Origin of the sequence: Streptomyces toyocaensis (assembly GCF_000725125.1) — a bacterium.
Taxonomy (GTDB): Bacteria; Actinomycetota; Actinomycetes; order Streptomycetales; family Streptomycetaceae; genus Streptomyces; species Streptomyces toyocaensis.
Genome location: NZ_JFCB01000001.1, coordinates 378,984 through 404,555 on the forward strand (window position 1 = coordinate 378,984; position 25,572 = coordinate 404,555).

Annotated in this window: 23 protein-coding genes; 6 read left to right on the forward strand and 17 right to left on the reverse strand. The window is 72.0% G+C overall.

Going from position 1 to position 25,572, the window contains the following annotated elements; genetic code table 11:
- Nucleotides 1–195 precede the first annotated feature (195 nt).
- The 9 genes from pssA to BU52_RS01580 form a co-directional block, all read right to left on the reverse strand.
- On the reverse strand, nucleotides 196–1,014 hold the full coding sequence (pssA, locus tag BU52_RS01540) for a CDP-diacylglycerol--serine O-phosphatidyltransferase (RefSeq protein WP_037927806.1): 819 nt from the start codon (nucleotides 1,012–1,014) through the stop codon (nucleotides 196–198).
- A gap of 22 nt (nucleotides 1,015–1,036) precedes the next feature.
- A complete protein-coding gene (locus BU52_RS01545; RefSeq protein WP_037926534.1) occupies nucleotides 1,037–1,693 on the reverse strand; it encodes a phosphatidylserine decarboxylase in 657 nt (218 codons plus the stop codon).
- A 170-nt stretch (nucleotides 1,694–1,863) separates the two neighbouring features.
- Nucleotides 1,864–3,069, reverse strand: a complete 1,206-nt coding sequence (locus BU52_RS01550; protein WP_037926536.1) for an acyl-CoA dehydrogenase family protein — start codon at nucleotides 3,067–3,069, stop codon at nucleotides 1,864–1,866.
- Between the two features lie 2 nt (nucleotides 3,070–3,071).
- A complete protein-coding gene (locus BU52_RS01555; protein ID WP_037926538.1) occupies nucleotides 3,072–3,584 on the reverse strand; it encodes a MaoC family dehydratase in 513 nt (170 codons plus the stop codon).
- A 16-nt stretch (nucleotides 3,585–3,600) separates the two neighbouring features.
- The gene (locus BU52_RS01560) at nucleotides 3,601–4,566 is read right to left on the reverse strand and encodes an HpcH/HpaI aldolase/citrate lyase family protein (RefSeq protein WP_037926541.1); all 966 of its coding nucleotides are present in this window, start codon (nucleotides 4,564–4,566) and stop codon (nucleotides 3,601–3,603) included.
- A complete protein-coding gene (locus BU52_RS01565) occupies nucleotides 4,563–6,590 on the reverse strand; it encodes a protein meaA (RefSeq protein WP_037926544.1) in 2,028 nt (675 codons plus the stop codon). Before BU52_RS01565 ends, BU52_RS01560 begins: the two co-directional genes overlap by 4 nt.
- A gap of 10 nt (nucleotides 6,591–6,600) precedes the next feature.
- The gene (ccrA, locus tag BU52_RS01570) at nucleotides 6,601–7,944 is read right to left on the reverse strand and encodes a crotonyl-CoA carboxylase/reductase (RefSeq protein WP_037926547.1); all 1,344 of its coding nucleotides are present in this window, start codon (nucleotides 7,942–7,944) and stop codon (nucleotides 6,601–6,603) included.
- A 385-nt stretch (nucleotides 7,945–8,329) separates the two neighbouring features.
- The gene (locus BU52_RS01575) at nucleotides 8,330–9,142 is read right to left on the reverse strand and encodes a TetR family transcriptional regulator (RefSeq protein ID WP_037927809.1); all 813 of its coding nucleotides are present in this window, start codon (nucleotides 9,140–9,142) and stop codon (nucleotides 8,330–8,332) included.
- 163 nt (nucleotides 9,143–9,305) lie between these two features.
- The gene (locus BU52_RS01580; RefSeq protein WP_037926550.1) at nucleotides 9,306–11,111 is read right to left on the reverse strand and encodes a 3-hydroxyacyl-CoA dehydrogenase family protein; all 1,806 of its coding nucleotides are present in this window, start codon (nucleotides 11,109–11,111) and stop codon (nucleotides 9,306–9,308) included.
- A 352-nt stretch (nucleotides 11,112–11,463) separates the two neighbouring features.
- On the opposite strand from BU52_RS01580, the gene BU52_RS01585 reads away from it, so the two are divergent.
- The gene (locus tag BU52_RS01585; protein WP_037926553.1) at nucleotides 11,464–12,069 is read left to right on the forward strand and encodes an adenylosuccinate lyase; all 606 of its coding nucleotides are present in this window, start codon (nucleotides 11,464–11,466) and stop codon (nucleotides 12,067–12,069) included.
- Between the two features lie 377 nt (nucleotides 12,070–12,446).
- On the opposite strand, the gene BU52_RS01590 is transcribed toward BU52_RS01585, so the two are convergent.
- From BU52_RS01590 to BU52_RS01605, 4 genes are all read right to left on the reverse strand, one after another.
- Nucleotides 12,447–12,950 (reverse strand): GNAT family N-acetyltransferase, encoded by a 504-nt coding sequence (locus BU52_RS01590; protein WP_037927812.1) that lies wholly within the window; start codon nucleotides 12,948–12,950, stop codon nucleotides 12,447–12,449.
- A 20-nt stretch (nucleotides 12,951–12,970) separates the two neighbouring features.
- The gene (locus BU52_RS01595) at nucleotides 12,971–13,369 is read right to left on the reverse strand and encodes a RidA family protein (RefSeq protein WP_037926556.1); all 399 of its coding nucleotides are present in this window, start codon (nucleotides 13,367–13,369) and stop codon (nucleotides 12,971–12,973) included.
- A 55-nt stretch (nucleotides 13,370–13,424) separates the two neighbouring features.
- Nucleotides 13,425–15,005 (reverse strand): alpha/beta hydrolase, encoded by a 1,581-nt coding sequence (locus BU52_RS01600; RefSeq protein WP_037926559.1) that lies wholly within the window; start codon nucleotides 15,003–15,005, stop codon nucleotides 13,425–13,427.
- A gap of 136 nt (nucleotides 15,006–15,141) precedes the next feature.
- Nucleotides 15,142–16,176, reverse strand: a complete 1,035-nt coding sequence (locus BU52_RS01605; RefSeq protein WP_037926563.1) for an Rv2578c family radical SAM protein — start codon at nucleotides 16,174–16,176, stop codon at nucleotides 15,142–15,144.
- Nucleotides 16,177–16,334: 158 nt separating this feature from the next.
- Between BU52_RS01605 and BU52_RS01610 the strand changes: the two genes are divergently transcribed.
- Together BU52_RS01610 and BU52_RS01615 are read left to right on the forward strand one after the other, a co-directional pair.
- Complete coding sequence (locus BU52_RS01610) at nucleotides 16,335–16,778, forward strand: SRPBCC family protein (protein ID WP_037926567.1); 444 nt, start codon at nucleotides 16,335–16,337, stop codon at nucleotides 16,776–16,778.
- Nucleotides 16,779–16,943: 165 nt separating this feature from the next.
- A complete protein-coding gene (locus BU52_RS01615) occupies nucleotides 16,944–19,340 on the forward strand; it encodes an MFS transporter (protein WP_037926569.1) in 2,397 nt (798 codons plus the stop codon).
- A gap of 93 nt (nucleotides 19,341–19,433) precedes the next feature.
- On the opposite strand, the gene BU52_RS32675 is transcribed toward BU52_RS01615, so the two are convergent.
- The 4 genes from BU52_RS32675 to BU52_RS01635 all read right to left on the reverse strand — a co-directional run bounded on the left by BU52_RS32675 (nucleotide 19,434) and on the right by BU52_RS01635 (nucleotide 22,150).
- Nucleotides 19,434–19,856, reverse strand: a complete 423-nt coding sequence (locus BU52_RS32675; RefSeq protein ID WP_157847793.1) for a hypothetical protein — start codon at nucleotides 19,854–19,856, stop codon at nucleotides 19,434–19,436.
- A gap of 98 nt (nucleotides 19,857–19,954) precedes the next feature.
- Complete coding sequence (locus tag BU52_RS33145) at nucleotides 19,955–20,599, reverse strand: class F sortase (RefSeq protein ID WP_235216238.1); 645 nt, start codon at nucleotides 20,597–20,599, stop codon at nucleotides 19,955–19,957.
- Between the two features lies 1 nt (nucleotide 20,600).
- Entirely contained in the window at nucleotides 20,601–21,437 is an 837-nt protein-coding gene (locus BU52_RS01630; protein WP_037926575.1) for a DUF4397 domain-containing protein, read from the reverse strand.
- Between the two features lie 104 nt (nucleotides 21,438–21,541).
- Nucleotides 21,542–22,150, reverse strand: a complete 609-nt coding sequence (locus BU52_RS01635) for a sigma-70 family RNA polymerase sigma factor (RefSeq protein ID WP_037926577.1) — start codon at nucleotides 22,148–22,150, stop codon at nucleotides 21,542–21,544.
- 163 nt (nucleotides 22,151–22,313) lie between these two features.
- Between BU52_RS01635 and BU52_RS01640 the strand changes: the two genes are divergently transcribed.
- The 3 genes from BU52_RS01640 (at nucleotide 22,314) to BU52_RS01650 (ending at nucleotide 25,567) form a co-directional block, all read left to right on the forward strand.
- Nucleotides 22,314–23,306, forward strand: coding sequence for a MerR family transcriptional regulator (locus BU52_RS01640; RefSeq protein ID WP_037926580.1), 993 nt, complete (start codon nucleotides 22,314–22,316; stop codon nucleotides 23,304–23,306).
- A gap of 212 nt (nucleotides 23,307–23,518) precedes the next feature.
- Nucleotides 23,519–24,769 carry an NAD(P)/FAD-dependent oxidoreductase gene (locus BU52_RS01645; protein ID WP_037926583.1) on the forward strand — a complete coding sequence of 417 codons (1,251 nt, stop codon included), beginning with the start codon at nucleotides 23,519–23,521 and terminating at the stop codon, nucleotides 24,767–24,769.
- An 87-nt stretch (nucleotides 24,770–24,856) separates the two neighbouring features.
- The gene (locus BU52_RS01650; RefSeq protein WP_037926586.1) at nucleotides 24,857–25,567 is read left to right on the forward strand and encodes an SDR family NAD(P)-dependent oxidoreductase; all 711 of its coding nucleotides are present in this window, start codon (nucleotides 24,857–24,859) and stop codon (nucleotides 25,565–25,567) included.
- Nucleotides 25,568–25,572: the final 5 nt, after the last annotated feature.

A 25,572-nucleotide genomic window follows, 5' to 3' on the forward strand; every position in this document is an offset into this window, starting at 1 on the left:
CCCCCTTCGGCCCTGAACGGGTCTCGTCCTCGAACGCCGGACGGGCTGGATTGCCCGGACCGTACCTTTCCGATCAACCCGGGGCCGGCCCCTGCGGTGCCCCTCCGAGCGACCGAGTCGGCCTGTGCCCACGCCGGGGGCAAAGAAACGGGCCCCGGACCCAACCCGGGTCCGGGGCCCACCAGCACGCACGCGCTACGGCAGCTGCGCCGCCCGCGCCTCGCGGCGGTTGCCGCGGAAGTTGTTCACCCGGCGGGCCGTGGCGAACAGCGGGATCACCGCCCCCATCACCAGCTGCAGCGCACAGCCCATCTGGAGCAGCAGCTGACCGCCCGGCGCGTCGAACGCCCACGCCGCCAGCAGTCCCATGCTCAGTACGATCCACGTCAGCATCGCCACGGCGAGACGCCCTCGCGGCTTCGGGTACTCCACCCGGCTGACCATCAGCCACGCCGTACCCAGGATCGCCATCAGCGTCGCCTCGAACGGCAGCTCCAGCAGCACGATCGAGACCACCGTCAGTGCCCCGAAGGGCGAGGGCATGCCCTGGAAGGTGCCGTCCTTCACCGTGACGCACGAGAACCGCGCCAGTCTCAGCACCACCGCCAGCAGCACCATGATCGCTCCGACCGCGGCCACTCTCTGGTGCGCGTCGTTCGCGACCATGCCGTAGACGAGGACGAAGTACGCCGGCGCCAGCCCGAAGCTGATCAGGTCGGAGAGGTTGTCCAGCTCCGCCCCCATCGGCGAGGAGCGCAGCTTGCGCGCCACCAGGCCGTCGAAGAGGTCGAAGACCGCCGCGCACAGCATCAGGATGACGGCGGTGGCCGCGCTGTGGCGGGCCATGCCGGTCTCCTGGCTCCCCTGGAGGTGCGGGATCAGAATGCCGGTGGTGGTGAAGTACACCGCCATGAAGCCACAGGTGGCGTTGCCCAGGGTGAGGGTGTCCGCTATCGACAGGCGGAGCGAGAGGGGCATCTCCTCCTCGTCGTCCGCCTCGTCGGCCTCCGGCACCCAGCCGGCCTGTGTGTCCGGATCAACCACGGTCAATGCGAGTCACCCCAGCCACGGTCTTCTGACCGACCTCGACGGCCACCTCCACGCCTTCCGGCAGGTAGATGTCCACGCGCGAGCCGAAGCGGATCAGACCGATGCGCTCACCCTGCTCGACCTTGGTGCCCCGGGGCACGTAGGGGACGATGCGGCGGGCCACCGCGCCGGCGATCTGGATCATCTCGATGTCACCGAGCTCGGTGTCGAAGTGCCAGACGACGCGCTCGTTGTTCTCGCTCTCCTTGTTGAAGGCGGGAACGAAGCCACCGGGGATGTGCTCGACCGACGTCACCGTGCCGGCCAGCGGGGCCCGGTTCACGTGGACGTTGAGCGGGCTCATGAAGATCGCGACGCGGGTGCGGCCGTCCTTCCACGGCATGATGCTCTGCACCACACCGTCGGCGGGCGAGATGACCCGGCCCTGGGCGATCTCGCGCTCGGGGTCGCGGAAGAACCACAGCATCCCCGCCGCCAGGGCGGTGGCGGGGACGGCGACGGCCCGGGCGGCCCCCGAGCGGCGGGAGCGGAGCAGACTGACGGCTGCGGTGGCGACGGTCGGCAGGAGCCACGGCGAGGCTCCGCGCGCGAGGCGTACGCCGGCGAGGCTGTCGCGAGGTGCAGAGGTTTGGCTGTGGGGCATGGATGACCTTCGTAGCGGATGATGCCGCGCAACTGCGGGGGACGGCGGCTTTCCGGCGATCGTAGCGGCTTCGGACGGCAACTGGGTAAGCCAGGCAACCAAGTCGACCGCCGAAGAGTGCATACGGGGTGTGATCCTCTTCTCCAAGAAAACACCCCGTACCCGGACATCTAGCCCTGGAATCGATACTCTTCGAGCAGTCGGCGACCGATGATCATTTTCTGGATCTCGGCGGTGCCTTCACCGATCAGCAGCATCGGAGCCTCACGGTAGAGGCGCTCGATCTCGTACTCCTTGGAGAAGCCGTAGCCGCCGTGGATCCGGAAGGCGTCCTCCACGACCTCCTTGCAGTACTCGGAGGCGAGGTACTTCGCCATCCCTGCCTCAAGGTCGTTTCGCTCCCCGGAGTCCTTTTTGCGCGCTGCGTTCACCATCATCGCATGCGCGGCCTCCACCTTGGTAGCCATCTCGGCCAGCTTGAACTGGATGGCCTGGTGCTGGGCGATCGGCTTGCCGAAGGTGTGCCGCTGCTGGGCGTACCGGACGCCCAGCTCGAAGGCACGCTGCGCGACGCCGCAGCCACGCGCCGCCACGTTGACCCGGCCGACCTCGACGCCGTCCATCATGTGGTAGAAACCCCGGCCGGTGACCCCGCCGAGCACCCGGTCGGCGGGAATCCGCAGGCCGTCCATGATGAGCTCGGTCGTGTCGACGCCCTTGTAGCCCATCTTGTCGATCTTCCCGGGGATGGTCAGGCCGGGCCGGACCTCGCCGAAGCCCGGCTCCTTCTCCACGAGGAAGGTCGTCATCGACCTGTGCGGTGCCGTGCCCTCGGGGTGACCCTCGTCACTCCTGACCAGAACGGCCACCAGGGAGGACGTGCCGCCGTTCGTCAGCCACATCTTCTGGCCGTTCAGGACGTACTCGTCGCCGTCCTTCACCGCCTTCGACGTGATGGCCGACACGTCGGAGCCGAGGCCCGGCTCCGACATCGAGAAGGCGCCGCGGATGTCGCCGGCCGCCATCCTCGGCAGGAAGTGGTCCTTCTGCTCCTGCGTGCCGTGCTGCTTGAGCATGTACGCCACGATGAAGTGCGTGTTGATGATGCCGGACACCGACATCCAGCCGCGGGCGATCTCCTCCACGCACAGCGCGTAGGTGAGGAGGGACTCGCCCAGACCCCCGTACTCCTCGGGGATCATCAGGCCGAACAGGCCGAGTTCCTTCAGACCGTCGACGATCGCCTGCGGGTACTCGTCGCGGTGCTCCAGCTCGGTCGCGACCGGGATGATCTCCTTGTCCACGAAGTCGCGGACGGTGGACAGGATCTCCTGCTGGACGTCCGTCAGACCGGCGGTCTGGGCGAGTCGCGCCATGGCTACTTCTCCTGCTGCTTCAGCTCCGGGCGGCCGGGCTGCTCGCCGCCGCGCTCCTTGATGTACGTCTCGGTCGGCACCATCACCTTGCGGCGGAACACGCAGACGAGCGTGCCGTCCTGCTTGTAGCCCTTGGTCTCGACGTGGACGATGCCGCGGTCGTTCTTCGACTTCGACGGCCACTTGCCGAGCACGGTCGTCTGGCCGTAGATCGTGTCGCCGTGGAAGGTCGGCGCCACGTGCCTGAGCGACTCGATCTCCAGGTTGGCGATGGCCTTGCCGGAGATGTCCGGCACCGACATGCCGAGCAGGAGGGAGTAGACGTAGTTCCCCACGACGACGTTCCTGCCGAAGTCCGTCGTCTTCTCCGCATAGTTCGTGTCCATGTGGAGCGGGTGGTGGTTCATGGTGAGGAGACAGAACAGGTGGTCGTCGTACTCCGTGACCGTCTTTCCCGGCCAGTGCTTGTACGTCGCCCCGACCTCGAACTCCTCGTAGGTGCGTCCGAACTGCATCGCGCTCAGCGCCCTTCTAGTCGGTGGGAATCTCGAACGTGCTGGTGCGCTGCATGCCGGCGGCGCGGCCCTTGCCGGAGACGACCAGGGCCATCTTGCGGCTGGCCTCGTCGATCATCTCGTCGCCGAGCATCGCCGAGCCCTTCTTGCCGCCCGCCTCGGACGTGTAGTAGTCGTACGCGTCCAGGATCAGCTCGGCGTGGTCGTAGTCCTCCTGCGACGGTGAGAAGATCTCGTTGGACGCCTCGACCTGGCCCGGGTGCAGCACCCACTTGCCGTCGAAGCCGAGTGCGGCGGCGCGCCGCGCGACCTCGCGGTAGCCCTCCACGTTGCGGATCTGCAGGTAGGGACCGTCGATGGCCTGGAGGTTGTTGGCGCGGGCGGCCATCAGGATCTTCATCAGGATGTAGTGGTAGGCGTCCGCCGGGTAGCCGGGCGGCTGCTCGCCCACGACCAGCGACTTCATGTTGATCGACGCCATGAAGTCGGCCGGGCCGAAGATGATGGTCTCGACGCGCGGGCTGGCCTGCGCGATCTCGTTGACGTTGTTCAGGCCCTGGGCGTTCTCGATCTGCGCCTCGATGCCGATGCGGCCGACCTCGAAGCCCATCGTCTTCTCGATCTGCGTCAGCAGCAGGTCGAGCGCCACGACCTGCCGGGCGTCCTGGACCTTCGGCAGCATGATGCAGTCGAGGTTGGGGCCGGCGCCCTCGACGACCGTGACGACGTCGCGGTACGTCCATTCGGTCGTCCAGTCGTTGACCCGGACCACGCGCGTCTTGCCCGTCCAGTCGCCCTCGTTGAGGAACTTCACGATGGTGTGCCGCGCCTCGGGCTTGGCGAGCGGCGCGCAGGCGTCCTCCAGGTCGAGGAAGACCTGGTCCGCGGGGAGGCCCTGGGCCTTCTCCAGGAAGCGCGGGTTCGAGCCCGGCACCGCCAGGCAGGAACGCCGCGGACGGAGACGGTTGACAGGCGTGGTCATGCGGGGACCTCCAGGGGGTCGAGCTTGTTCGCTGTGCGGATCTCGTCGACGATGCGGCCGATGATCCCGGTGATGTCGAAGTCCTTCGGGGTGAAGACCGCGGCCACTCCGGCTGCCCGCAGCTGTTCGGCATCCCCGTTCGGGATGATGCCACCAGCGATCACCGGTATATCTGTGGCACCCGCCACACGGAGCCGTTCGAGCACGTCCGGCACCAGCTGGGCGTGCGAACCGGAGAGGATGGACAGGCCCACCGCGTGCACGTCCTCGGCCAGGGCGGCGTCCACGATCTGTTCAGGCGTCAGCCGTATGCCCTGGTAGACCACCTCGAAGCCGGCGTCACGCGCGCGCACCGCGATCTGCTCGGCGCCGTTGGAGTGCCCGTCCAGGCCCGGCTTGCCGACCAGGAAGCGCAGCTTGCCCACGCCCAGGTCCCTGGCCGTCAGGTCCACCTTGCGGCGTACCTCCGACAGGGCCGAGCCCTCCTCGGCGGCGACCGCCACCGGGGCGGAGGAGACACCGGTCGGTGCCCGGAACTCGCCGAACACCTCGCGCAGCGCCCCGGCCCACTCACCGGTCGTGACGCCTGCGCGGGCGCACTCCAGGGTGGCCCCCATGAGGTTGTCGGTGCCGCGCGCGGCCTCCTTCAGCTTCTCCAGCGCCTTGCAGGGGCGCGGGTGGTTGAAGGGCGGCTGGTAGCGCGTGTCGCGCCAGTTCTCCAGCGAGGCGATCACACGGGCCTCCACCGCCGGGTCCACCGTCTGGATCGCGGTGTCCAGGTCGGCGGTCAGCGGGTTCGGCTCGGTGCCCTCGAAGGCGTTGACACCGATGATCTTCTCCTGGCCGGACTCGATCCGGGCACGGCGTTCGGCGTGCGAGGAGACCAGCTGGGACTTGAGGTAGCCGGACTCGACGGCGGCCATCGCGCCGCCCATCTCCTCGATCCGCTCCATCTCCGCGAGCGAGTCCGCGACCAGCTCCTCCACCTTCGCCTCGATCACCTTCGAGCCCTCGAAGATGTCGTCGTACTCCAGCAGGTCGCTCTCGTACGCCAGGACCTGCTGGATGCGCAGCGACCACTGCTGGTCCCACGGGCGGGGGAGGCCCAGGGCCTCGTTCCAGGCCGGCAGCTGCACGGCACGCGCGCGTGCGTCCTTGGAGAGCGTGACGGCCAGCATCTCCAGCACGATCCGCTGGACGTTGTTCTCCGGCTGTGCCTCGGTCAGACCGAGGGAGTTGACCTGGACGCCGTAGCGGAAGCGGCGGTGCTTGGGGTTCTCGATGCCGTACCGCTCGCGGGTGACCTGGTCCCAGATGCGTCCGAAGGCCCGCATCTTGCACATCTCCTCGATGAACCGGACACCGGCGTTCACGAAGAAGGAGATACGGCCGACCACGTCGCCCATGCGCTCCTGCGGCACCTGCCCGCTGTCACGGACGGCGTCCAGGACGGCGATGGCCGTGGACATCGCGTACGCGATCTCCTGCACCGGCGTGGCCCCGGCCTCCTGCAGGTGGTAGCTGCAGATGTTGATCGGGTTCCACTTCGGGATGTGCGAGACCGTGTACGCGATCATGTCCGTCGTCAGGCGGAGCGACGGCCCCGGCGGGAACACGTGGGTGCCCCGGGACAGGTACTCCTTGACGATGTCGTTCTGGGTCGTGCCCTGGAGCTTGGTGATGTCCGCGCCCTGCTCCTCGGCGACGACCTGGTAGAGCGCCAGCAGCCACATGGCGGTGGCGTTGATCGTCATCGAGGTGTTCATCTGCTCCAGGGGGATGTCCTGGAACAGCCGGCGCATGTCACCGAGGTGGGCCACCGGCACTCCGACCCGGCCGACCTCGCCGCGGGCGAGGACGTGGTCGGAGTCGTACCCGGTCTGGGTCGGCAGGTCGAAGGCGACCGACAGACCCGTCTGGCCCTTGGCGAGGTTGCGCCGGTACAGCTCGTTGGACGCCTCGGCGGTCGAGTGACCGGCGTACGTCCGCATGAGCCACGGACGGTCCTTCTGGCGCTCTGTCATGTCCCGGCCCTCAGACGTTCCGGAAGCGGTTGATGGCGTCGATGTGCTTCGCGCGCTTCTCGTGGTCGCGCACGCCCAGGCCCTCCTCGGGCGCCAGGCAGAGCACGCCGACCTTGCCCTGGTGCGCGTTGCGGTGCACGTCGTGGGCGGCCTGGCCGGTGTCCTCCAGGGAGTACACCTTCGACAGCGTCGGGTGGATCTTGCCCTTCGCGATCAGCCGGTTGGCCTCCCAGGCCTCGCGGTAGTTGGCGAAGTGCGAGCCGATGATGCGCTTCAGCGACATCCACAGGTAGCGGTTGTCGTACTGGTGCATGTAGCCCGAGGTCGAGGCGCAGGTGGTGATGGTGCCGCCCTTGCGGGTGACGTAGACCGAGGCGCCGAAGGTCTCACGGCCGGGGTGCTCGAAGACGATGTCGATGTCCTCGCCGCCGGTGAGCTCGCGGATGCGCTTGCCGAAGCGCTTCCACTCCTTGGGGTCCTGGGTGTTCTCGTCCTTCCAGAACTTGTAGCCCTCGGCGCTGCGGTCGATGATCGCCTCGGCGCCCATCGACCGGCAGATGTCCGCCTTCTGCTCGCTGGAGACGACGCAGATCGGGTTGGCGCCGCCGGCCAGCGCGAACTGGGTGGCGTAGGAGCCGAGTCCGCCGCTCGCGCCCCAGATGAGGACGTTGTCGCCCTGCTTCATGCCGGCGCCGTTGCGGGAGACGAGCTGCCGGTAGGCGGTGGAGTTGACCAGGCCCGGGGCGGCGGCCTCCTCCCAGCTGAGGTGGTCCGGCTTCGGCATCAGCTGGTTGGACTTCACCAGGGCGATCTCGGCGAGGCCGCCGAAGTTGGTCTCGAAGCCCCAGATGCGCTGCTCCGGGTCGAGCATCGTGTCGTTGTGGCCGTCGCTGGACTCCAGCTCGACGGACAGACAGTGGGCGACGACCTCGTCGCCGGGCCGCCAGGAGTTGACGCCGGGACCGGTGCGCAGCACGACGCCCGCCAGGTCGGAGCCGATGATGTGGTACGGCAGGTCGTGGCGCTTGGCCAGCTCGCTGGTGCGGCCGTAGCGCTCGAGGAACCCGAACGTGGACAGCGGCTCGAAGATCGAGGTCCACACCGAGTTGTAGTTGACCGAGGAGGCCATGACGGCCACCAGGGCCTCGCCCGGGCCGAGTTCGGGCAGCGGCACGTCGTCCAGGTGGATCGACTTGCGGGGGTCCTTGTCGCGGGTCTCGAGACCCGCGAACATCTCCGTCTCGTCCTTGTGCACCGTGATGGCGCGGTACGACTCGGGGAGCGGCAGGGCGGCGAAGTCCTCCGACGTGGAGTCGGGCGACTGGATCGCGGCCAGGATGTCCTTGACGGTCACGGTGTTGCCTCCGGCGATGAGCGCCCTGAGGGAGGGGCGCTGAGGGTTACGTCGGTGTGCTGCTGAGGGTCGGGGGTTTGCCGTCGGTTCGGCGGTGGTGCTTCGGCAGCGCTTGGTGGGCGCGGGAGGTTGCCTGTGACGCAGGCGTCCGGACGTGCGGGCGGTGGGCCCGCCGGGACGGTTCGCCCGGACTCCTTCAACGTATGGCACGCCGTGTCATCCGGCAAGGCACTGCGTGCCAGAACCTGGGCTCAGGTGAAATCTTTACGCATCAGATGAGCGATGATCGATCGAACGGGCCCTGAAATCGGTGCGAAAAGGGGCCCTGACATGGCAAAACGGCCACCCGGTGGGGTGGCCGTCGTCACAGCGGTGAGAGGGCTGTTCAGCGCTCCTTGAGCGCCTGCTCGATGGTCCGCATCACCTCGTCGAGCGAGGCGTCCACGTGGGCGACCGTCACCAGCACCTCGCCGTGCGTGGAGGCCGTGGCGGCCGGCGGCCCGGGCGGCGCGGTGCGCCGGCCCGCCATGATCCCGCTGCCGAAGGTCTTGCGGACGATCGCGAAGGCGTGGTCCAGCTGGGCCTCCACGTCCCCCTGGCCGCCGGCCCTGAGCCAGCGCCGCAGCACGTGGTTGTGCGCGGTGACCACGGCCGAGGCGGCGACCTCCGCCAGCAGCGGGTCGTCGTTGGCGTCGTCGTCGTGCGCGTGCTCGTCGAAGTGGCCGAGCAGGTAGCGGGTGAAGAGCCGCTCGTAGCGGGCCACCGACGCGATCTCGGCCTCGCGCAGGGTGGGCACCTCGCGCGTCAGCTTGTAGCGGGCGACCGAGATCTCCGGCCGCGCCGCGTACATCTTCATGACCTCTTTGATGCCGCGGCACACCGTGTCGAGCGGATGCTCGTGCGCGGGGGCGGCGTTGAGCACCGCCTCGGCGCGGACCAGGGTGTCGTCGTGGTCGGGGAAGATGGCCTCTTCCTTGGAGCGGAAGTGGCGGAAGAAGGTGCGGCGGGCCACCCCGGCGGCGGCCGCGATCTCGTCGACGGTGGTGGCTTCGTACCCCTTGGTCGCGAACAGCTCCATCGCGGCGGCCGCCAGCTCCCGGCGCATTTTGAGCCGCTGGGCGGCGGCACGAGAGCCTGCGGCGCTTTCCGGCGGCTCGGTCGTGGCTGGCGTACGTGCGGACTTGGCGGGCTGGGACATGCCCTGAACGTACTGCATGTGCGCAGCTCGATGCGCGTGACCGGGGGCTCCCCCGCCCTCGGCGGGCGGGGGAGGGGCGCTGCGGGCGGGTGGCGGGAACCGGTCGGGGTCGAGCAGGCCGCCCCACTCCGCGCCGCTCAGGAACCGGTCGCCGGGGCGCTGCTCAGCGCTTGGCATATTCGCGGAAGCCACGGCCGGTCTTGCGGCCGAGGCAGCCCGCGGCCACCAGATGCTCCAGGAGCGGGGCCGGGGCGAGGCCCGGGTCGCGGAACTCGCGGTGCAGCACCTTCTCGATGGCCAGCGAGACGTCCAGCCCGACGACGTCCAGCAACTCGAAGGGGCCCATCGGGTAACCGCCGCCCAGCTTCATCGCGGCGTCGATGTCGTCGAGGGACGCGTAGTGCTCCTGCACCATCTTGATCGCGTTGTTGAGGTACGGGAACAGCAGGGCGTTCACGATGAACCCGGCCCGGTCGCCGCAGTCCACGGCGTGCTTGCGGATCCTCCCGCAGACCTCGCGCACGGTGGCGTGCACGTCGTCGGCGGTCAGCACGGTACGGACCACCTCGACCAGCTTCATGGCCGGGGCGGGGTTGAAGAAGTGCATGCCGATGACGTCCTGCGGGCGCGAGGTGGCGCGGGCGCAGGCGACGACCGGCAGGGAGGACGTGGTGGTGGCGAGCACGGCGCCCGGCTTGCAGACCTTGTCCAGCGTCGCGAACAGCTGCCGCTTGACCTCCAGGTCCTCGGCGACCGCCTCGAGCGCGAGATCGACGTCGGCGAAGTCGTCGTAGGTGCCCGTGGGACGGACCCGCTCCAGGGTCTCGGCGGCGGCCTCCGCGGTCATCCGGCCCTTGTCGACGGAGCGCGCCAGGGACTTCCCGATCCGGGCCTTGGCACCGACAGCCTTCTCCTCGCTGCGGGCGGCAAGGACCACGTCGTAGCCCGCCTTCGCGAAGACCTCGGCGATGCCGGAGGCCATGGTGCCCGAGCCCGCGACGCCCACCGAGCGGACCGGACGGCCCCCGGCCGCGGCGCCGTCGGCACGCGGGGTGAGGGTGTCGCGCACGACGGTTCCGCTGCCGGGCGCCTCGTACGTGTAGAAGCCGCGCCCCGCCTTGCGGCCCGTCAAGCCCGCCTCGCTGAGCTGCTTGAGCACGGGGGCCGGGGCGTGCAGCCGGTCACCGGACTCGGCGTACATGGCCTCGAGGACCGTGCGCGCGGTGTCGACGCCGATCAGGTCGAGCAGTGCCAGCGGGCCCATGGGCAGCCCGCAGCCCAGCCGCATCGCGGCGTCGATGTCCTCCCGCGAGGCGTAGTTGGCCTCGTACATCGCCGCGGCCTGGTTGAGGTAGCCGAACAGCAGGCCGTCGGCGACGAATCCGGGCCTGTCGCCGACCGCCACCGGCTCCTTGCCGAGGTCCAGGGCCAGGTTCGTGACCGCGGTGACGGCCGCGGGGGCGGTCAGTACACAGGAGACGATCTCCACCAGCTTCATCGCCGGCGCGGGGTTGAAGAAGTGCATGCCCAGCACCCGCTCGGGGCGGGCGGAGTCGGCGGCGAGCCGGGTGACGGACAGGGCGTTCGTGCCCGTCGCCAGGATGGTCTCCGGCCGCACGATCCCGTCGAGTTCCCGGAGGATCTGCTGCTTGATCTCGTACGACTCCGGCGCCACCTCGATCACCAGATCGGCGTCCGCCGCGGCCGTGAGGTCGGTGGAGGTGGTGACGCGGGCCAGGAGCCCCGTGCGCTGCTGCTCGGTCAGCCGGCCGCGCTCCACGGCCCGGGTGGTCGAGGCCTCCAGGGCGGCGACGCACCGGGCGGCCTGGGCCTCGCTGATGTCGATGCCGACGACGTCGCGGCCGGCCGCGGCCAGGACCTCGGCGATGCCGGTGCCCATCGTGCCGAGGCCGACCACGGCGATGGTCCGGAGCGGGGACAGAGAGATGTCGGACAGGGGAGTGGCCATCGCGGGACTCCAGGAATGAGGGTGACGACGGGAAACACGCCCGGGTGCGCCCAGGGGCGCACCGGGTACGTGCGGGATGCGGGTGTGGACCGGGCTGCGAGCGCACACGCCCGGTGCCGTCGACGAGCGACGGGTGATCCGGCCGGCCCTGTCCCGGGGCCGGGCCGTACTGCGGTACACGGGGTACCGAACCGACTGCGACTCACGACGGCCGCGTCACCAGACCGGCGTGAGGAGGGTGGCGAGTGGGTAACTCGCTCGTCTGAGCTTAACCCGCGGGTAACGAGCGCGCCAGCCCCCTGCTGTGTGAGGTAGGTCCCGAGGGCCCCGCCCGCCCCCTAATCTCTGGGGCATGGACGAAGAGTTGCGATCGCTCACGGAGCGCTTACGGGCGGAGTCGGGCGGATCGGCGGCGTACGACCGTCTCCTGGCCACCGACGACCCCGACACCCTGGCCGGCGTGCTCACCGAGCCCGGACAGCCGCTGTGGGCGCGGGAAATGGCCGCGTTCCGGCTGGGAGTGGCGGGGGACCGCAGGGCCTTCGAGGCCCTCGTCCTCCTCCTCAACCACCGCGACCCGCCGCGCTGCGCCTCCGCCGCCCACGCCCTGGCCCGCCTCGGCGACCCGCGCACCGCCCGCGCCGCCGCCGCCCTCGCCACCAACGAACTCCGCGTCGCCTACGCCCTGCACCCGGTCCGCCTGCTCACCGCGCTGCGCTCACCCGAGGCCGTACCGGCCCTGATCACCACCCTGCGGCGCCGGCTCCACCCCCGCGACCCGTACCGCCGGGTCGCGCTCGCCTGCGTCGAGGGGCTGGGCGAACTCGGCGACCCGCGCGCCGAACCCGTGCTGAACGACGCCCTCGCCCATCCGGCCCTGGCCGAGGCGGCGGTGCGCGCCCTGGCCCGGATCCCCCGGCAGGGAGGCGCCCGGGGACGGGTCCCCGGACAGCGGTAGCCCCGCCGCCGGCCGCCGGCGCGTACCGCACCCGTGCGTTCCGCCGGCACGTTGACGCGTACCGCCTGCTCGGCGGCGCGCGCGCCGGGCCCCGGGTGGGTGGTTGCGGACTCCCGAAGCAGGGTGCCTCCGCGGTGTGCGGCCCGTCCGGTGGTGCCTGTGCCGACCGGATCGCCCGGGGCGGGTGACCGCGAGTCCTCAGGGACCCGGCCGGTGGGCTCCCGGACGTGCCGTGTCCCGTTCGCTTCGGCGTGTCTCGCGGCACCGTCGGTGTCCGGGCGGCGTTCCGGCCCGGCCGGCGGTGCGCGCGCCGGAGTGCGGGTCCGGGCAGGGGGCTGCGTACCGCGGGGTGCCGGCGGCCGGTGGTGGCCGCGCCGTCAGCCGGCGAGCTCCCGCGCGTACCGCACCTCGGGCACCGTCACCCCGGCCACCTCGAAGGGTTCCCCGGCGCCGTCAGCGGCGAAGCCCGCGCGCTCGTAGAAGCGGCGGGCGCGGGTGTTGTGCTCGAGGACCCACAGGTACATGCGCCGGGGGCCCCCGGAGGCGCAGCGGTGGGCCGCCTCGGCCAGGAGGGTCCGCCCCACGCCCCGGCCGATGTGCTCCGGGCGCAGGTACAGGGCGTACAACTCGGCGTCCCCGGTGCGCACGTCGCCGTCCCGGTACGGGCCGGACGAGGCCCATCCCACGAGCTCACCGCCCGCCGCCTCGGCGACCAGGTCCACCACGCTGCCGTCGCCCCCCAGCAGGCGGGCGCGATGCCGCTCGGCGTCCGCCCGGGCGTCCAGGCCGTCGAGATACGGCTGCGGGACGAGGCCCCGGTACGCGTGCTGCCACCCGCGTATCCGGATCTCGGCGACGCCCTCGCAGTCCCCGGCCGTCATGGGCCGCACCACGAGCCCGCTCACGCGGCCACCACCGCGAGGGCCTCGATCTCCATCAGGAACTCCGGGCGGACCAGCCCGGCGACCTGCACGGCCGACGCGGCCGGCAGCCGGTCGTCGCGTATGTGCTCGGCGCGGGCCGCGCGGACGGCCGGCATGTGCGCCATGTCCGTCACGAAGTAGGTGAGCTTCACGACGTCGTCGAACGTCGCCCCGGCCGCGGCCAGACAGCGCCGCAGGTTCTCGAACACCTGACGGGCCTGGGCGCCGGCGTCACCCGCGCCGACGAGTTCCCCGTCCTCGTCCTGAGCGAGCTGGCCGGAGACGGCGACGAGGCGTCCCGTGCCCGTCACCACGTGGGTGTACTGGGCCGCGGGGGCCACGCCGTCGGGGGCGGGGATGCGGGTCAGGTCGCTCATGCGTTCATGATGGACCACGGGTACGACAGTCACGTCCCGACGGGGCGTCAGGCGCTCAGCCGCGCGGGCCCAGCAGGCCGTGCAGCGTCGAGCCGCGTGCCGTGCTCGGTGCCGCCTTCGACGTCAGCGGCTTCGGGTCGGGCAGCGCCGCGCAGACCGCGTCGGCCTCGCCGTGACGGCCACGGGGCACGGTCCCGTCGGCCAGGTAGGCGGCCAGGTGCCGGTCCAGGCAGGCGTTCCCGCTCAGCGTGATGCCGTGGTTGCCGCTGCCCGACTCGACGACCAGGCTGGAGCGCGACAACAGCCGGTGGACGGTGGCACCGCCCTGGTACGGGGTCGCCGCGTCGTGCGTCGCCTGGAACAGCAGAGCCGACGACAGCTTGCTGTTGGCGATGCGCTCCGGCCGCAGGGACTCGGTCGGCCAGAACGCGCACGGCGCGTTGTACCAGGCGTTGTTCCAGGTCATGAACGGTGCCCGCTCGTAGGCCTCCCAGTTGTCCTTCCGCCACTGCCGCCAGTCCCGCGGCCAGGAGGCGTCCCGGCACTCGACCGCCGTGTAGACGCTGTAGCCGTTGTCCCCTGCGGCGTCGTTCGCGCCGAAGTTCTCGTACGCCTCGATCAGGGGCTCGGCGTCCCCGTCGTTCACGTAGGACGAGAACGCCTCCGCGAGATAGGGCCAGTAGCCGTTGTAGTAGCCGCCCGGGATGTAGGTGTCCTCCAGTTCGGCGGCGCCCACCTTGCCGCCGGCCGGGTGCTTCTTCAGGTCCGCGCGCATCGCGTACCACTTGGCCTCGATCTTCTCCGGGTCGGTGCCGAGGCGGTACGTCGTGTCGTACTTGGCCACCCAGTCCATGAAGGCGCGGTGGCGGTCGTTGAAGGCGTGGTCCTGGTTCAGATTGGCGTCGTACCAGACCTCGGTGGGGTCGACCACCGAGTCCAGGACCAGCCGACGCACCCGCTGCGGGAACACCTTGGCGTAGACGGTGCCGAGATAGGTGCCGTAGGAGTAGCCGAAGTAGTTGATCTTCTGAGCGCCCAGTGCCCGCCGGATCACGTCCATGTCGCGCACCGCGGCCCCTGTATGGAGGTGCGGCAGCAGGTCGCCGTACTTCCGGCCGCAGGCCTCGGCGAAGGACTTCGCGCGCCGGAGGTTGGCCCGCTCCACCTCGGGCGAGGTGGGCACCGAGTCGGGGCGCACCGCGGCGAAGTGGTCCGGCGCGCAGTCCAGCGCGGGTTCGCTCGCGCCCACGCCGCGCGGGTCGAAACCGATGACGTCGTACTGGGCGGCCACCTTCTTCGGCAGCGACGACGCCACGAACCCGGCGAGCGTCAGCCCGCTGCCGCCGGGGCCGCCCGGGTTCACCAGCAGGGGGCCCTGGTACGTCTTCGCGGTGTGCGGCACGCGGGACAGCGCCAGTGTGATCGTCCGCCCCGCGGGGGCGGAGTGGTCGAGCGGCACCTCGACGGACGCGCACTGCAGCGTCGGGTAGTCGTCGGTGCCGCACTTCCTCCACGCGGGCTTCGCGGCGTGGAAGGGTTCCGCGGCGCGCGGAGTGCCGGCCTCGGCGGGGCCGGCCGTGAGGCTCGCGGCCACGACGGCGACGGCACCGCACAGCACGGCTGCGCGTTTACTCATGGGGTCCTCCCAGGACGGAGGTGCTGTGGACCGCGAGGCTCGTGGTCCACGCGGCATCGTCCCGATGTAGGACCCCACAGGAACGCGTTCGATCGATTGTTGACCCCATTGGGCCGACGGATGCCCCCGGATGCGCTCAGAGGAGCGTCAGCTGGGTGGGCTCCGCCGTCGGGTGCTCCGCGGGTGCGGCGGCGTCCCGGCGCGGCATGCCCGCGCGGGTGGGACCGATGCCGTACTCCTGGGCCAGGTCGTGCACCTGACGGGTGATGCGGCGCTGGTACCACTTCGGCGCGTAGGCCCCCTCCGCGTACAGCCGCTCGTAACGGTTCACCAGGTGCGGGTGGTGGTGTGCCAGCCAGGCCGTGAACCACTCGCGGGCGCCGGGACGCAGGTGCAGCACGAGGGGCGTGACGGAGGTGGCGCCCGCGGCCGCCACGGCCCGCACCGTCGCGCGCAGTTGGTCCGGCCGGTCGCTCAGGAACGGGATCACCGGCGCCATCAGGACCCCGCAGCCGATGCCGTGCCCGGCGAGCGCGCGGACCACGTCCAGCCGCCGCTGAGGGGACGGCGTGCCCGGCTCCACCGTGCGCCACAGCGTCTCGTCGGTGAAACCCACCGACACCGAGATGCCCACGTCGGTCACCTCGGCCGCCTGCCGCAGCAGGGGGAGGTCCCGCAGGATCAGCGTGCCCTTGGTGAGGATCGAGAAGGGGTTCGCGTGGTCGCGCAGGGCCGCCAGGATGCCCGGCATCAGCCGGTAGCGGCCCTCCGCGCGCTGGTAGCAGTCGACGTTGGTGCCCATGGCTATGTGCTCGCCCCGCCAGCCGCGGGAGGACAGCCGGCGGCGCAGCAGCTCGGGCGCGTTGACCTTGACCACGATCTGGCTGTCGAAGCCGAGGCCGGTGTCGAGGTCCAGGTAGCTGTGGGTCTTCCTCGCGAAGCAGTAGACGCACGCGTGCGTGCAGCCCCGGTAGGGGTTCACCGTCCACTCGAAGGGCAGGCGCGACGCTCCCGGCACCCGGTTGACGATCGAGCGGGCCCGGATCTCGTGGAAGGTGATGCCGCGGAACTCCGGCGTGTCGAAGGTACGGGTGATCACCGCGTCCGCGCCGAACAGCGCGGCGTCGGCCCGGCCGTGTCCGGAGTCCGGGGTGAGGTTCTCCCAGCGCATGGCGCCTCCTTGGCTGTGCTCCGCCCACAATAGAACAAGTGTTCCCATGATCGTGCGAGTGACATGTTCGGTCAGATCCGGAACCCCGATTTGGGCGGCCGGGCCGGGGGGTGATTGGCTTGCCCCGACCCCGAGAACCCATGCCCTGGAGGAAAGCGATGGCGCAGGTCGAGGCCACTACGGAGCGGATCGTCGCGGCGGACGCGGAGACGGTGTTCGACGCCCTCGCCGACTACAGCGGCACCCGCGGCAGGCTGCTGCCCGAGCAGTTCAGCGAGTACGAGGTCCGCGAGGGTGGCGACGGTGAGGGCACCCTGGTGCACTGGAAGCTCCAGGCCACCAGCAAGCGCGTGCGCGACTGCCTCCTGGAGGTCACCGAGCCGGCCGACGGCGAACTCGTCGAGAAGGACCGCAACTCCTCCATGGTCACCACCTGGCGCGTCACGCCCGCCGGTGAGGGCCGGTCCCGGGTCGTCGTGACCACCGTGTGGAACGGCGCCGGCGGTATCGGCGGCTTCTTCGAGAAGACCTTCGCCCCCAGGGGCCTCGCCCGCATCTACGACGCCCTGCTGGCCAAGCTGGCCACGGAAGTTGAGAAGTAGCGGACGTCGCGAACCCTCAAAAACGCAGAACCGGAGGGGAGTTGCCCTCTCACCGGTTCGAGTGATCCGCCGACGGACCGCCTCTGTCCCGTAACTCGTCGCGCTTGCTCGTAGTTGTCGCTTTTACGCGGCAATTGTCCGGCGGTGCGACGAGGGGAGCGGCACGTGGGCGGGATCACTCTGACGCAGGACGAGCCGGTCACGGCGCCACCGGCCGGGGGCCCGCCGCCCCCGGCGCCGTTCACGGAACCGGGTCTGAGCCCGCGCCGGGTCCGGCTGGTCTTCGTCGCGCTGATGCTGGCGCTGCTGCTCGCCGCGCTGGAGCAGATGATCGTCGCCACCGCGCTCCCGAAGATCGTCGGTGAACTGCACGGCCTGGACACCATGTCCTGGGCGATCACGGCCTACCTGCTCACCGCCACCGTCGGACTGCCCGTCTACGGAAAACTCGGCGACCTGCTCGGCCGCAAGGGCGTCTTCCAGTTCGCGATCCTCGTCTTCGTCGTCGGATCCGCGCTGGCCGGCCGCGCGACGACCATGGACCAGCTCATCGCCTGCCGCGCGGTGCAGGGGGTCGGCGCGGGCGGGCTGATGATCGGCGTCCAGGCGATCATGGCGGACATCGTGCCCGCACGGCAGCGCGGCCGCTTCATGGGTCTGATCGGCGCCGCCTTCGGCCTGGCGTCCGTCGCCGGACCGTTGCTGGGCGGCTACTTCACCGACCACCTCTCGTGGCGCTGGTGCTTCTACATCAATGTGCCGTTCGGCATCGTCACCATGGTCGTCGTCGCCCTGGTGCTCAAGCTGCCCAAGCCGTCGGCCCGGGGGCGCTTCGACGTGCTCGGCACCCTGCTGCTGGCCGCCGCCTCCACCTGCCTGGTCCTGCTGACCAGTTGGGGCGGCACCGAGCACGCCTGGGACTCCCGGCTCGTGCTCGGTCTCGGCGCGGGTGCCGCCGCGGCCACCGTTCTCTTCCTCGTCGTCGAGCGTTTCGCCGCCGAACCGCTCATCCCGCTCAGGCTGTTCCGGGACTCCGTCTTCAACGTCACCGGCCTGGTGGGCCTGGTGATCGGTGTCGCCCTGTTCGGTGCCGCCAGCTATCTGCCGACGTACCTGCAGATGGTCGACGGGGCCAGCGCCACCGAGTCCGGACTGCTGATGCTGCCCATGATGGGCGGCATCGTCGGCGCCTCGGTCGTCTCCGGCCAGCTCATCAGCCGCACCGGCCGCTACCGGCGCCACCCCGTGGTCGGCTCCGCCCTGTCCGTCCTCGGCATGTGGCTGCTCTCCCGCCTGGAGACCGGCACGCCCCGGCTGCACTACAGCATCTGGATGGCCGTGCTCGGCGCCGGCATCGGCATGGTGATGCCCGTGCTGATCCTCGCCGTGCAGAACTCCGTGCGCCCCGCCGACCTCGGCACGGCCACCAGCGCCAACAACTACTTCCGGCAGATCGGCGGCAGCGTCGGGGCCGCCGTCTTCGGCACCCTCTTCGCCGGCCGGCTCTCCGACGCGCTCGCCGAGCGCCTCCCCGCGGACGCGGTCACGCCGGACGCCGAGTCGATCACACCGGAGCTCGTGCACGCGCTGCCGCCCGAGCTGCGCGACGCCTACGTGCAGGCCTACGCCGACGCCATGCCGCGCATCTTCCTCTACCTGGTGCCGGTGCTCGTCCTCGGCCTGTTCATCGCCTTCTTCCTCAAGGAGAAACCCCTGGTGTCCCACCACACACCCCTCGCCGACCCGGCTCAGGAAGCACCGCACGCCCCCACGCGCGTGCCCCAGGCCCGCGCCCCGCACATCGGCGGGATCCCCGTCTGCGGGACCGTGCAGCACCCCGACGGGACCGCCGTACCGCGCGCGGCGCTCACCCTCATCGACGTCTGCGGACAGCAGACCGGCCGCGGCGCCAGCGGTGAGGACGGCCGGTACGCGCTGGCCACGCCGGGGCCGGGTTCGTACGTTCTGATCGCCGCCGCCGGCGGCCACCAGCCGCAGGCGGTCTCCGTGACCGTCGGCGAGCGGCCCGTCGAGCTCGACGTCGTCCTCGGCGGCGCGGGCCGCCTGGCCGGCAGCGTCCTCACCGCCGACGGCAGCCCGGTGCGGGACGCCGCCGTCACCCTCACCAACGTCCACGGGGAGGTCGTCGCGAGCACCCGCAGCGGCCGCGAGGGCGGTTACGTCATCAGCGAGCTGGTGGCGGGCGAGTACACCCTCGCCGCGAGCGCCCCCGCCTTCCGCCCGGCCGCGCTCCCCGTCACCGTCCAGGCGGCCCGCGAGACCCGCCAGGACGTCGAGCTGGCCGGCGGTGCCGTGCTGCGCGGCACGGTACGGGCGGGCGGCGGACGGGCCGTCGAGGAGGCGCGCGTGACGCTGCTGGACGCGGCGGGCAACGTCGTCGACACCCTCACCACCGGCCCCGACGGCACCTTCCGCTTCGTCGACCTCTCCTCCGGCGAGTACACCGTCATCGCCGCCGGTTACCCGCCGGTCGCGACCGTGCTCCAGGTGGCCGGCGGGGGCCGTACGGAACGCGACCTCCAACTGGGGCACGAGGACTGAAACGGCCCGCCGGACGGCATGTCTCCCTCGGCGGAGGTCTCGCCCGTCCGGCCACGTCCCCGGCCGCCCGCGTCCACGTGCTCCGGCGGGCGGTCACCCGTCCCGTGCCGGGCAGCGCGCCGACCGGGTCCGGTGCCACCACCACAGGGCGGCGAGGCCGGAAGCGAGGCCGAGCGCGACACCGGCTCTTCGCTGCCGGGCGTCCGGGACGGGGCCGGTGCGCGGGGACGTCGAGGCCGGCCGGTGCCCGCAGAGCGGAGCCGCGGGCGCGGGAGCGGCCGGTGTCCGCGTGCAGGCCAGCTCCTCCGTGATGCGCTGCCACACCCGGTCCGGGGGCGCGGTCGGCAGATCCGGCTCCTCGATCCCGCGGGCGGCGTCGACGATCCGGGTCATCAGGCTCAGTTCCTCCCAGCAGCTCGGGCACACGGCGATGTGCTGCAGGGCACTGGCGTCGTCGTGCGAGACGCCGTTTCCCAGTGCCAGTTCCACCAGGTGCGTGGGGTCGACGTGCGGCACCTTCACCCTCCTGTTCGTGTGCTTGGCCGTCCTCCCGAACCCGTGCGGGCGGTGACCGTCCGCCGACGTGCTCACCTCCGTACCGGGTCCGTTCGGTGTCAGGTGGTGAGTGGTTCCGCGGTGACGATCAGATTGGCCTGGTAGCCGCCCCGCTCGGGCACGAAGGGAGGCGCGCAGGTGATGAGGGTGAGAACCGGCGGGCCGCTCCTGCGGAACGCCGACGGCGGAAGGGAGTCCTTGGGGACGGTCGAACGCGCGGTGACGCGGTAGCGGACCGGTTCGTCCCCGGTGCGCCGCACCTCGACCGGGTCTCCCGGCCTCACCTCGTAGAGCGAGGCGAACTCGCCGAGGTCCCCGGTGTCGCCGTCCACGTGCCCGACGAGCACGGAGGAACCCCGGTCGCCGCCGGGGGCCGGCCCGAAGCGGTACCAGCCCGCGACGGCCGGATCGGACGGGACGGCCATGTCACCCGCTCCGGTGACGCCCACCGGCCGGACCCGGGCGTCCAGTCCCACCGTGTCGATGAGGATCCGCTGGGGCGGGAGCGCGGGTCGCGCCGGGGACGAGGGGCGCGACCGGTCGGAGACGGCGCCCGGCGACGCCTCGGACGCGGTGGCGTCCGGGGCGCCGGCAGCGCCGAAATCGGGTGGCGGCGAACCGTGTTCCGCCGGAGCGGCCCCGAACGTGAGGACCGCCGCCAGGGCGGCGGTCGCCACGGTGAGGCCGGTGAGTCGTCGTGACACGTCACCCACGCCGGCTCGTGGTCCGGCGGATCAGCAGGGCACCGGCCAGGCCGACCATGCCGGTCACGGCTGCCCAGGCCAGCCAGTCGTCGGACGAGTTGGGCGTGGCCGCCGCGCCGCTGCCGCCCGCGTTGACGGTGTCCGGTGCGGATTCCATGCCGCTGAGGGTCTGGGTCGCCAGCGCGAGGTTCTTGTCCTCCGCGCTGCCCCAGGCGTAGACGATGTTGCTCGTTCCCTCCTCGAGGTTCAGGTCGGCGGGTCCGATGGCCACCGTGTCGGTGCCGGCGAGCACCACGTCGGCCGGGACGGTTCCGGCGTCGACCACGGCGGTGTCCTGCTTCGGGTTCTCCAGGTCCTCGAAGACCGGCTGGCCGCCGGCCCGGACGTCCACGGCCGGTGCGGCGGCCACGTGACGCACGGTCAGCCGCGACTTGCCCGCGTCGACCTCGGAGACGTCGTTGGTGAAGGCCGTCAGCTGCGGAGTGCCGTCGGCGGACAGGTGCGCGGCGACCGTGGCGTCGGCGCCGGCCGGTACCTCGATCTTCTTCTCGACGGCGGGGGTGCCGTCGGGGCCCTTGCCGGCTTCGAAGACCTGGATCTCGTAGGTACCGGCGTCGAGCGACTGCGGGTCGGTCACGGTACCGGGCTCGAAGTCGCTCAGGAGTTCGTCACCGTTGGCGTAGACGTCCACGGTCAGTCCGGGGACACCGTGGAACACCGACACCATGGCCTTGTCGTCCCCGTCGGCGGCGGCGGCCGTCGCGGGGGCGGTCACGGCCAGGGCGAGGGCGCAGGCTCCGGCCGATGCGCCCAGGAGGAGGGGGGTCCGGGAGGTCATGGGGATCGTCCCTTCATGGGGGGATGCGCCAAGTGCGCGGTCTCGTGAGTGGTTCGTGCGGGGGTGTCGCCGTGGATGCGTGCGGGACGGCCTTTCTGGTGCGGCTACGCGGCGTCGTCCACGGCGCGGCCCTGCTCCATCCCCTCGCGCAGCCGGAGCAGGCCACGCCGGGTGTGGCTCTTCACGGTGCCCAGGGGCATGCCGGTGCGCTCGGCGATCTGGGCCTGGGTGAGGTCCTCGTAGAAGGCCAGGCACAGCACCTCGCGCTGGCTGCGCGGCAGCCGGCACAGCGCGTCGACCAGGAGCACCCGGTCCAGGACGTCGTCCGGTGCGCCGTCGGTCCGGCCCCGGCCGTCGGCGTCGTGGGCCACGCTGTCGACCAGGGTGAGGCGCCGCGTCCTGGCTGCCAGCGCGTCGACGATCTTGCGGCGGGTGATGCCGACGAGCCAGCCGCCGAGTGGACCTCTCTCCGGCCGGTAGCCGTTCCGTCCGCGCCAGGCGCCGAGGAAGACCTGCTGGGTCACGTCCTCGGCCTCGTGGGTGTCGCCGAGGGAGCGGGTGGCCATCGTGTGGACGAGCGACCCCCAGCGCCGGTAGACGGCCGCGAACGCGTGCTCGTCGGCGGCGAGCAGACCACGGGCGAGTTCCTCCTCGCAGCGGTCCTCCTCGGGGACCTGGGACCGGACACCTGCGTGGGGCGAGTTCGTGGTCATGACCTGTTCCTCCTGCCGTCGGCGCTGTGCGCGGGGGAGTTCGCCCGCGGAGCGGGTCGGGACGGCGTGTGCCGCTGCCACCGGCTCGTGCGGTTCAGTCTTGTGAGCGGAAACGACGCACACAACATGCATCGGTTGTGCGTCGTAAGATGGGGGTGTGGACATGAACGAGCGCGAGAACGACACGGCTGAAGCGCCGCGTGCCGGTGGGCTGACCACCGGCGAGGTGGCGAGGCGTCTGGGCGTGGCACCGACGACGGTCCGTTCGTGGGACCGCCGCTACGGCCTCGGCCCCGCCGCGCACACCGGTGGGCGGCACCGCCGCTGGACCCCCGAGGACCTGGCCCGGCTGGAGCGCATGTGCGCCCTGACGGCGACCGGACTCCCCCCGGCCGAGGCCGCCCGCCTGGCCCTCGACGCGACGGCGACGGACACACCCGTGCCCGCAGGGGACTCCGCTCGCGCGCCGCGGCCGGCGGCCCGCGCGCGCAGCCGGGCCGGCAGCGGTCTGGGGCTCGGCGACGTGCGTCAGGAGTGCAAAGGGGTCGCCCGCGCGGCCCTGCGCCTCGACGCCGCCGCCCTCGACGCCCTGCTGAGGGACGCGATCGAGGAGCACGGCCTGATCGCCGCCTGGACGGAGGTGATCATGCCGACGCTGCAGGCGGTCGGCCGCAAGTGGGAGAGCTCGGGGGAGAGGTACGTCGAGGTCGAGCACTTCCTGTCCTGGCACGTCTCCGGCGCCCTGCGGCGCCACGCGTCCCCCGTGTCCACCGATCGCCCCGGTGCCGTGACGGTGCTGGCCTGCGTGCCCGCGGACAACCACACGCTGCCCCTGGAGGTGCTCGCCGCCGCGCTGGCCGAACGGAACCTGCCCGTGCGCATGTTCGGCGGCGCGCTGCCCGTCGAGTCCCTCGTGGCCGCCGTGCGGCGGACCGGGCCGGCCGTGGTGGGGCTGTGGGCGCAGTCCCGGACCACGGCCAGCCGGCCGCTGGCCCAGCACGTCGCGGCGATCGAGTGGGGCGTGCGCGGCGCTCGCCGGAAGCCGGTCGTCATGACGCTCGGCCCCGGCTGGGCCGGTCAGCGGGCGCCGGGCCTGCCGCACCCCTCCGGGCTGGCGGAGGCCGTCGCCGTGGTGGAGTCGGCCGTCCGTGGGTGAGGCGGCACCGCCCACCGGGTACACGGGTGGCGCCGGGTCCCTCCGCCGGGCGGAGCACCCGGGCTCGCGCGCCCGCGCCGACGGAAACGACGCAACAGGAACGACGCACCGCGTGCCGGGCGGCCCGCGGAGGACGCGACGGCAGGAACGCCGCCCAGGGACCGCTGCCGGCCGACCGGGGGCGCGACGGCCGGCGACGAGGGAAGAGGACCATGACCAGTCACCACCACCGCGACGCCCCGCACACCATCGTCGTCGGGGCGGGGCTCGCCGGTCTCGCCTGCGCCCTGGATCTGTGCCGCGCCGGCCGGCGGGTTGCCCTGCTCGAGGCCTCCGACGGCGTGGGCGGCCGGATGCGGACGGACCGGCGGGACGGTTTCCTGCTCGACCGGGGCTTCCAGGTGTTCAACACCTCCTACCCGCAGGTCAAACGGCGTCTTAACCTGCGGAGCCTGCGGCTGAGGCCCTTCACCCCGGGCCTGATCGCCCACACGCCGGCCGGGCCCGTCCGTCTCGCCGACCCCACCAGGCGGCCGGACGCCGCGGGCGCCCTCCTCCCGGGCCGGGTCCTCCCGGCCCGGGACCTCGCCGCCCTGGCCGCGCTCACCGTGCGGGACGCCCTGCTGCCCGCCGGCCTCCTCAAACGCCGTCCGGACCGCTCCACCGCCGCCGCCCTGGAGCGCGCCGGGGTGTCGGCCGCGACGGTCACCGGCATCCTGCGGCCCTTCCTGTCCGGAGTCTTCCTGGAGGACCGCCTGGAGACCTCGGCCCGCTTCTTCCACCTGGTGTGGCGCAGCATGGTCAGGGGGACGCTCTGCCTGCCCGCCGACGGCGTGGGCGCCGTGCCCGCCCAGTTGGCGGACCGTCTGCCCGACGGTGTGCTGCGGCTCGAGACGCCCGTGGACGCGGTCACCGACTCGGGCGTCCTGCTGACGGACGGCCGGGAACTGCCGGCCGCGTCGGTCGTGGTGGCGACGGACGCGGCCGCCGCGGCGCGCCTGCTGCCGGGGCTCGCCGTTCCGGGGACCCGGACGGTCACCACCTACTACCACGCCGTACGGCGCCCGCCGCTGACCGAGCCCACCCTGGTGGTCGACGGTTCCGGCGCCCTGCTGAACACCTGCGTCCTCACCGAGGTCGCGCCCACCTACGCGCCGCCGGGCACCGCGCTCGTGTCCACGTCCGTACTGGGCGCCGACCGGCCCGGGGCGGACGGAGCGGTGCTGCGGCGCCTGGCGGAGCTGTACGGCACCGACACCGGCACCTGGCGGCAGGTCGCCGCGTACACCGTCGAGGGAGCCCTGCCCGCCATGACGCCTCCGTGGCCGCTGAGCCGCACCACGCGTCTTTCCGCACACAGGTACGTCTGCGGGGACCACCGGGCCACCGGCAGCGTGCAGGGCGCGCTGGCCTCGGGCACCCGCGCCGCCCGCGAACTGCTCGCCGACACGGTGTCCGGCTGACGCCCGGCCGGCCCGGGCACGTACGCCGGGGGAGACCGGCGCGCACGAGCGGGGCCGGTGGCCTGTCCACGAAGGAAGGAGCGGACGATGGAGCTCGACGGCGCGCACATCCTGGTGGCCGGTGCCACCGGAGTCCTCGGCGGTGCCCTCACCGCCGAACTGGCCGCACGCGGGGCTCGGCCGGCGCTCGCGGGACGCGATCCGACGCGTCTCGCCCGAGCCGCTGATGCCTGTCCGGGTGCCCCGGCCGTCGTGTTCGACGCGTACGACCCCGCGTCCTGCGCCCGCGCCGTCCACGAGGCGAACACGCTGCTGGGCGGGCTGGACGCCGTGGTGACGGCGTTCGGCTCGGTGGGCTTCGGGCGGGCGGCGGAGACCGGGGACGAAGTGGCGGAGCACTTGGCGGCCGTCAACTTCCTCGCGCCCGCCGCGTTCTTCCGTGCCGCGCTCTCCGTCATGGGGCCCGGTTCCGTGATCGCCGCGTTCACCGGCGTGGTCGCGCAGCGCCCGCAGGCGGGGATGGCCGACTACAGCGCCTCCAAGGCGGCGCTGAGCGCCTGGCTCGCCGCGGTGCGCCGCGAGGTACGGACCGGGGGCGTCCGGGTGCTGGAGGTCAGCCCCGGACACCTGGACACCGGCTTCGCCGGCCGTTCCGTCGCGGGCGCGGCCCCGCCGATGGCGCCGGGAGGCGACCCGGGCCGAGTCGTGCGGGCCGTCGCCGACGCGCTGGAAGCGGACGCCGAACTGCTGCGCACCGCCCCGGACGGGACGCCCGTCGTGGAACGGCGCGCCAGGTGAGCCGG

Bases quoted from the DNA above. Each gene is read 5' to 3' on its own strand.
- BU52_RS01545 (WP_037926534.1), bottom strand. From the start codon at position 1,693: ATGCCCCACAGCCAAACCTCTGCACCTCGCGACAGCCTCGCCGGCGTA.
- BU52_RS01550 (WP_037926536.1), bottom strand. From the start codon at position 3,069: ATGGCGCGACTCGCCCAGACCGCCGGTCTGACGGACGTCCAGCAGGAG.
- BU52_RS01555 (WP_037926538.1), bottom strand. From the start codon at position 3,584: ATGCAGTTCGGACGCACCTACGAGGAGTTCGAGGTCGGGGCGACGTAC.
- BU52_RS01560 (WP_037926541.1), bottom strand. From the start codon at position 4,566: ATGACCACGCCTGTCAACCGTCTCCGTCCGCGGCGTTCCTGCCTGGCG.
- BU52_RS01565 (WP_037926544.1), bottom strand. From the start codon at position 6,590: ATGACAGAGCGCCAGAAGGACCGTCCGTGGCTCATGCGGACGTACGCC.
- BU52_RS01575 (WP_037927809.1), bottom strand. From the start codon at position 9,142: ATGTCCCAGCCCGCCAAGTCCGCACGTACGCCAGCCACGACCGAGCCG.
- BU52_RS01580 (WP_037926550.1), bottom strand. From the start codon at position 11,111: ATGGCCACTCCCCTGTCCGACATCTCTCTGTCCCCGCTCCGGACCATC.
- BU52_RS01585 (WP_037926553.1), top strand. From the start codon at position 11,464: ATGGACGAAGAGTTGCGATCGCTCACGGAGCGCTTACGGGCGGAGTCG.
- BU52_RS01590 (WP_037927812.1), bottom strand. From the start codon at position 12,950: ATGACGGCCGGGGACTGCGAGGGCGTCGCCGAGATCCGGATACGCGGG.
- BU52_RS01595 (WP_037926556.1), bottom strand. From the start codon at position 13,369: ATGAGCGACCTGACCCGCATCCCCGCCCCCGACGGCGTGGCCCCCGCG.
- BU52_RS01600 (WP_037926559.1), bottom strand. From the start codon at position 15,005: ATGAGTAAACGCGCAGCCGTGCTGTGCGGTGCCGTCGCCGTCGTGGCC.
- BU52_RS01605 (WP_037926563.1), bottom strand. From the start codon at position 16,176: ATGCGCTGGGAGAACCTCACCCCGGACTCCGGACACGGCCGGGCCGAC.
- BU52_RS01610 (WP_037926567.1), top strand. From the start codon at position 16,335: ATGGCGCAGGTCGAGGCCACTACGGAGCGGATCGTCGCGGCGGACGCG.
- BU52_RS01630 (WP_037926575.1), bottom strand. From the start codon at position 21,437: ATGACCTCCCGGACCCCCCTCCTCCTGGGCGCATCGGCCGGAGCCTGC.
- BU52_RS01635 (WP_037926577.1), bottom strand. From the start codon at position 22,150: ATGACCACGAACTCGCCCCACGCAGGTGTCCGGTCCCAGGTCCCCGAG.
- BU52_RS01640 (WP_037926580.1), top strand. From the start codon at position 22,314: ATGAACGAGCGCGAGAACGACACGGCTGAAGCGCCGCGTGCCGGTGGG.
- BU52_RS01645 (WP_037926583.1), top strand. From the start codon at position 23,519: ATGACCAGTCACCACCACCGCGACGCCCCGCACACCATCGTCGTCGGG.
- BU52_RS01650 (WP_037926586.1), top strand. From the start codon at position 24,857: ATGGAGCTCGACGGCGCGCACATCCTGGTGGCCGGTGCCACCGGAGTC.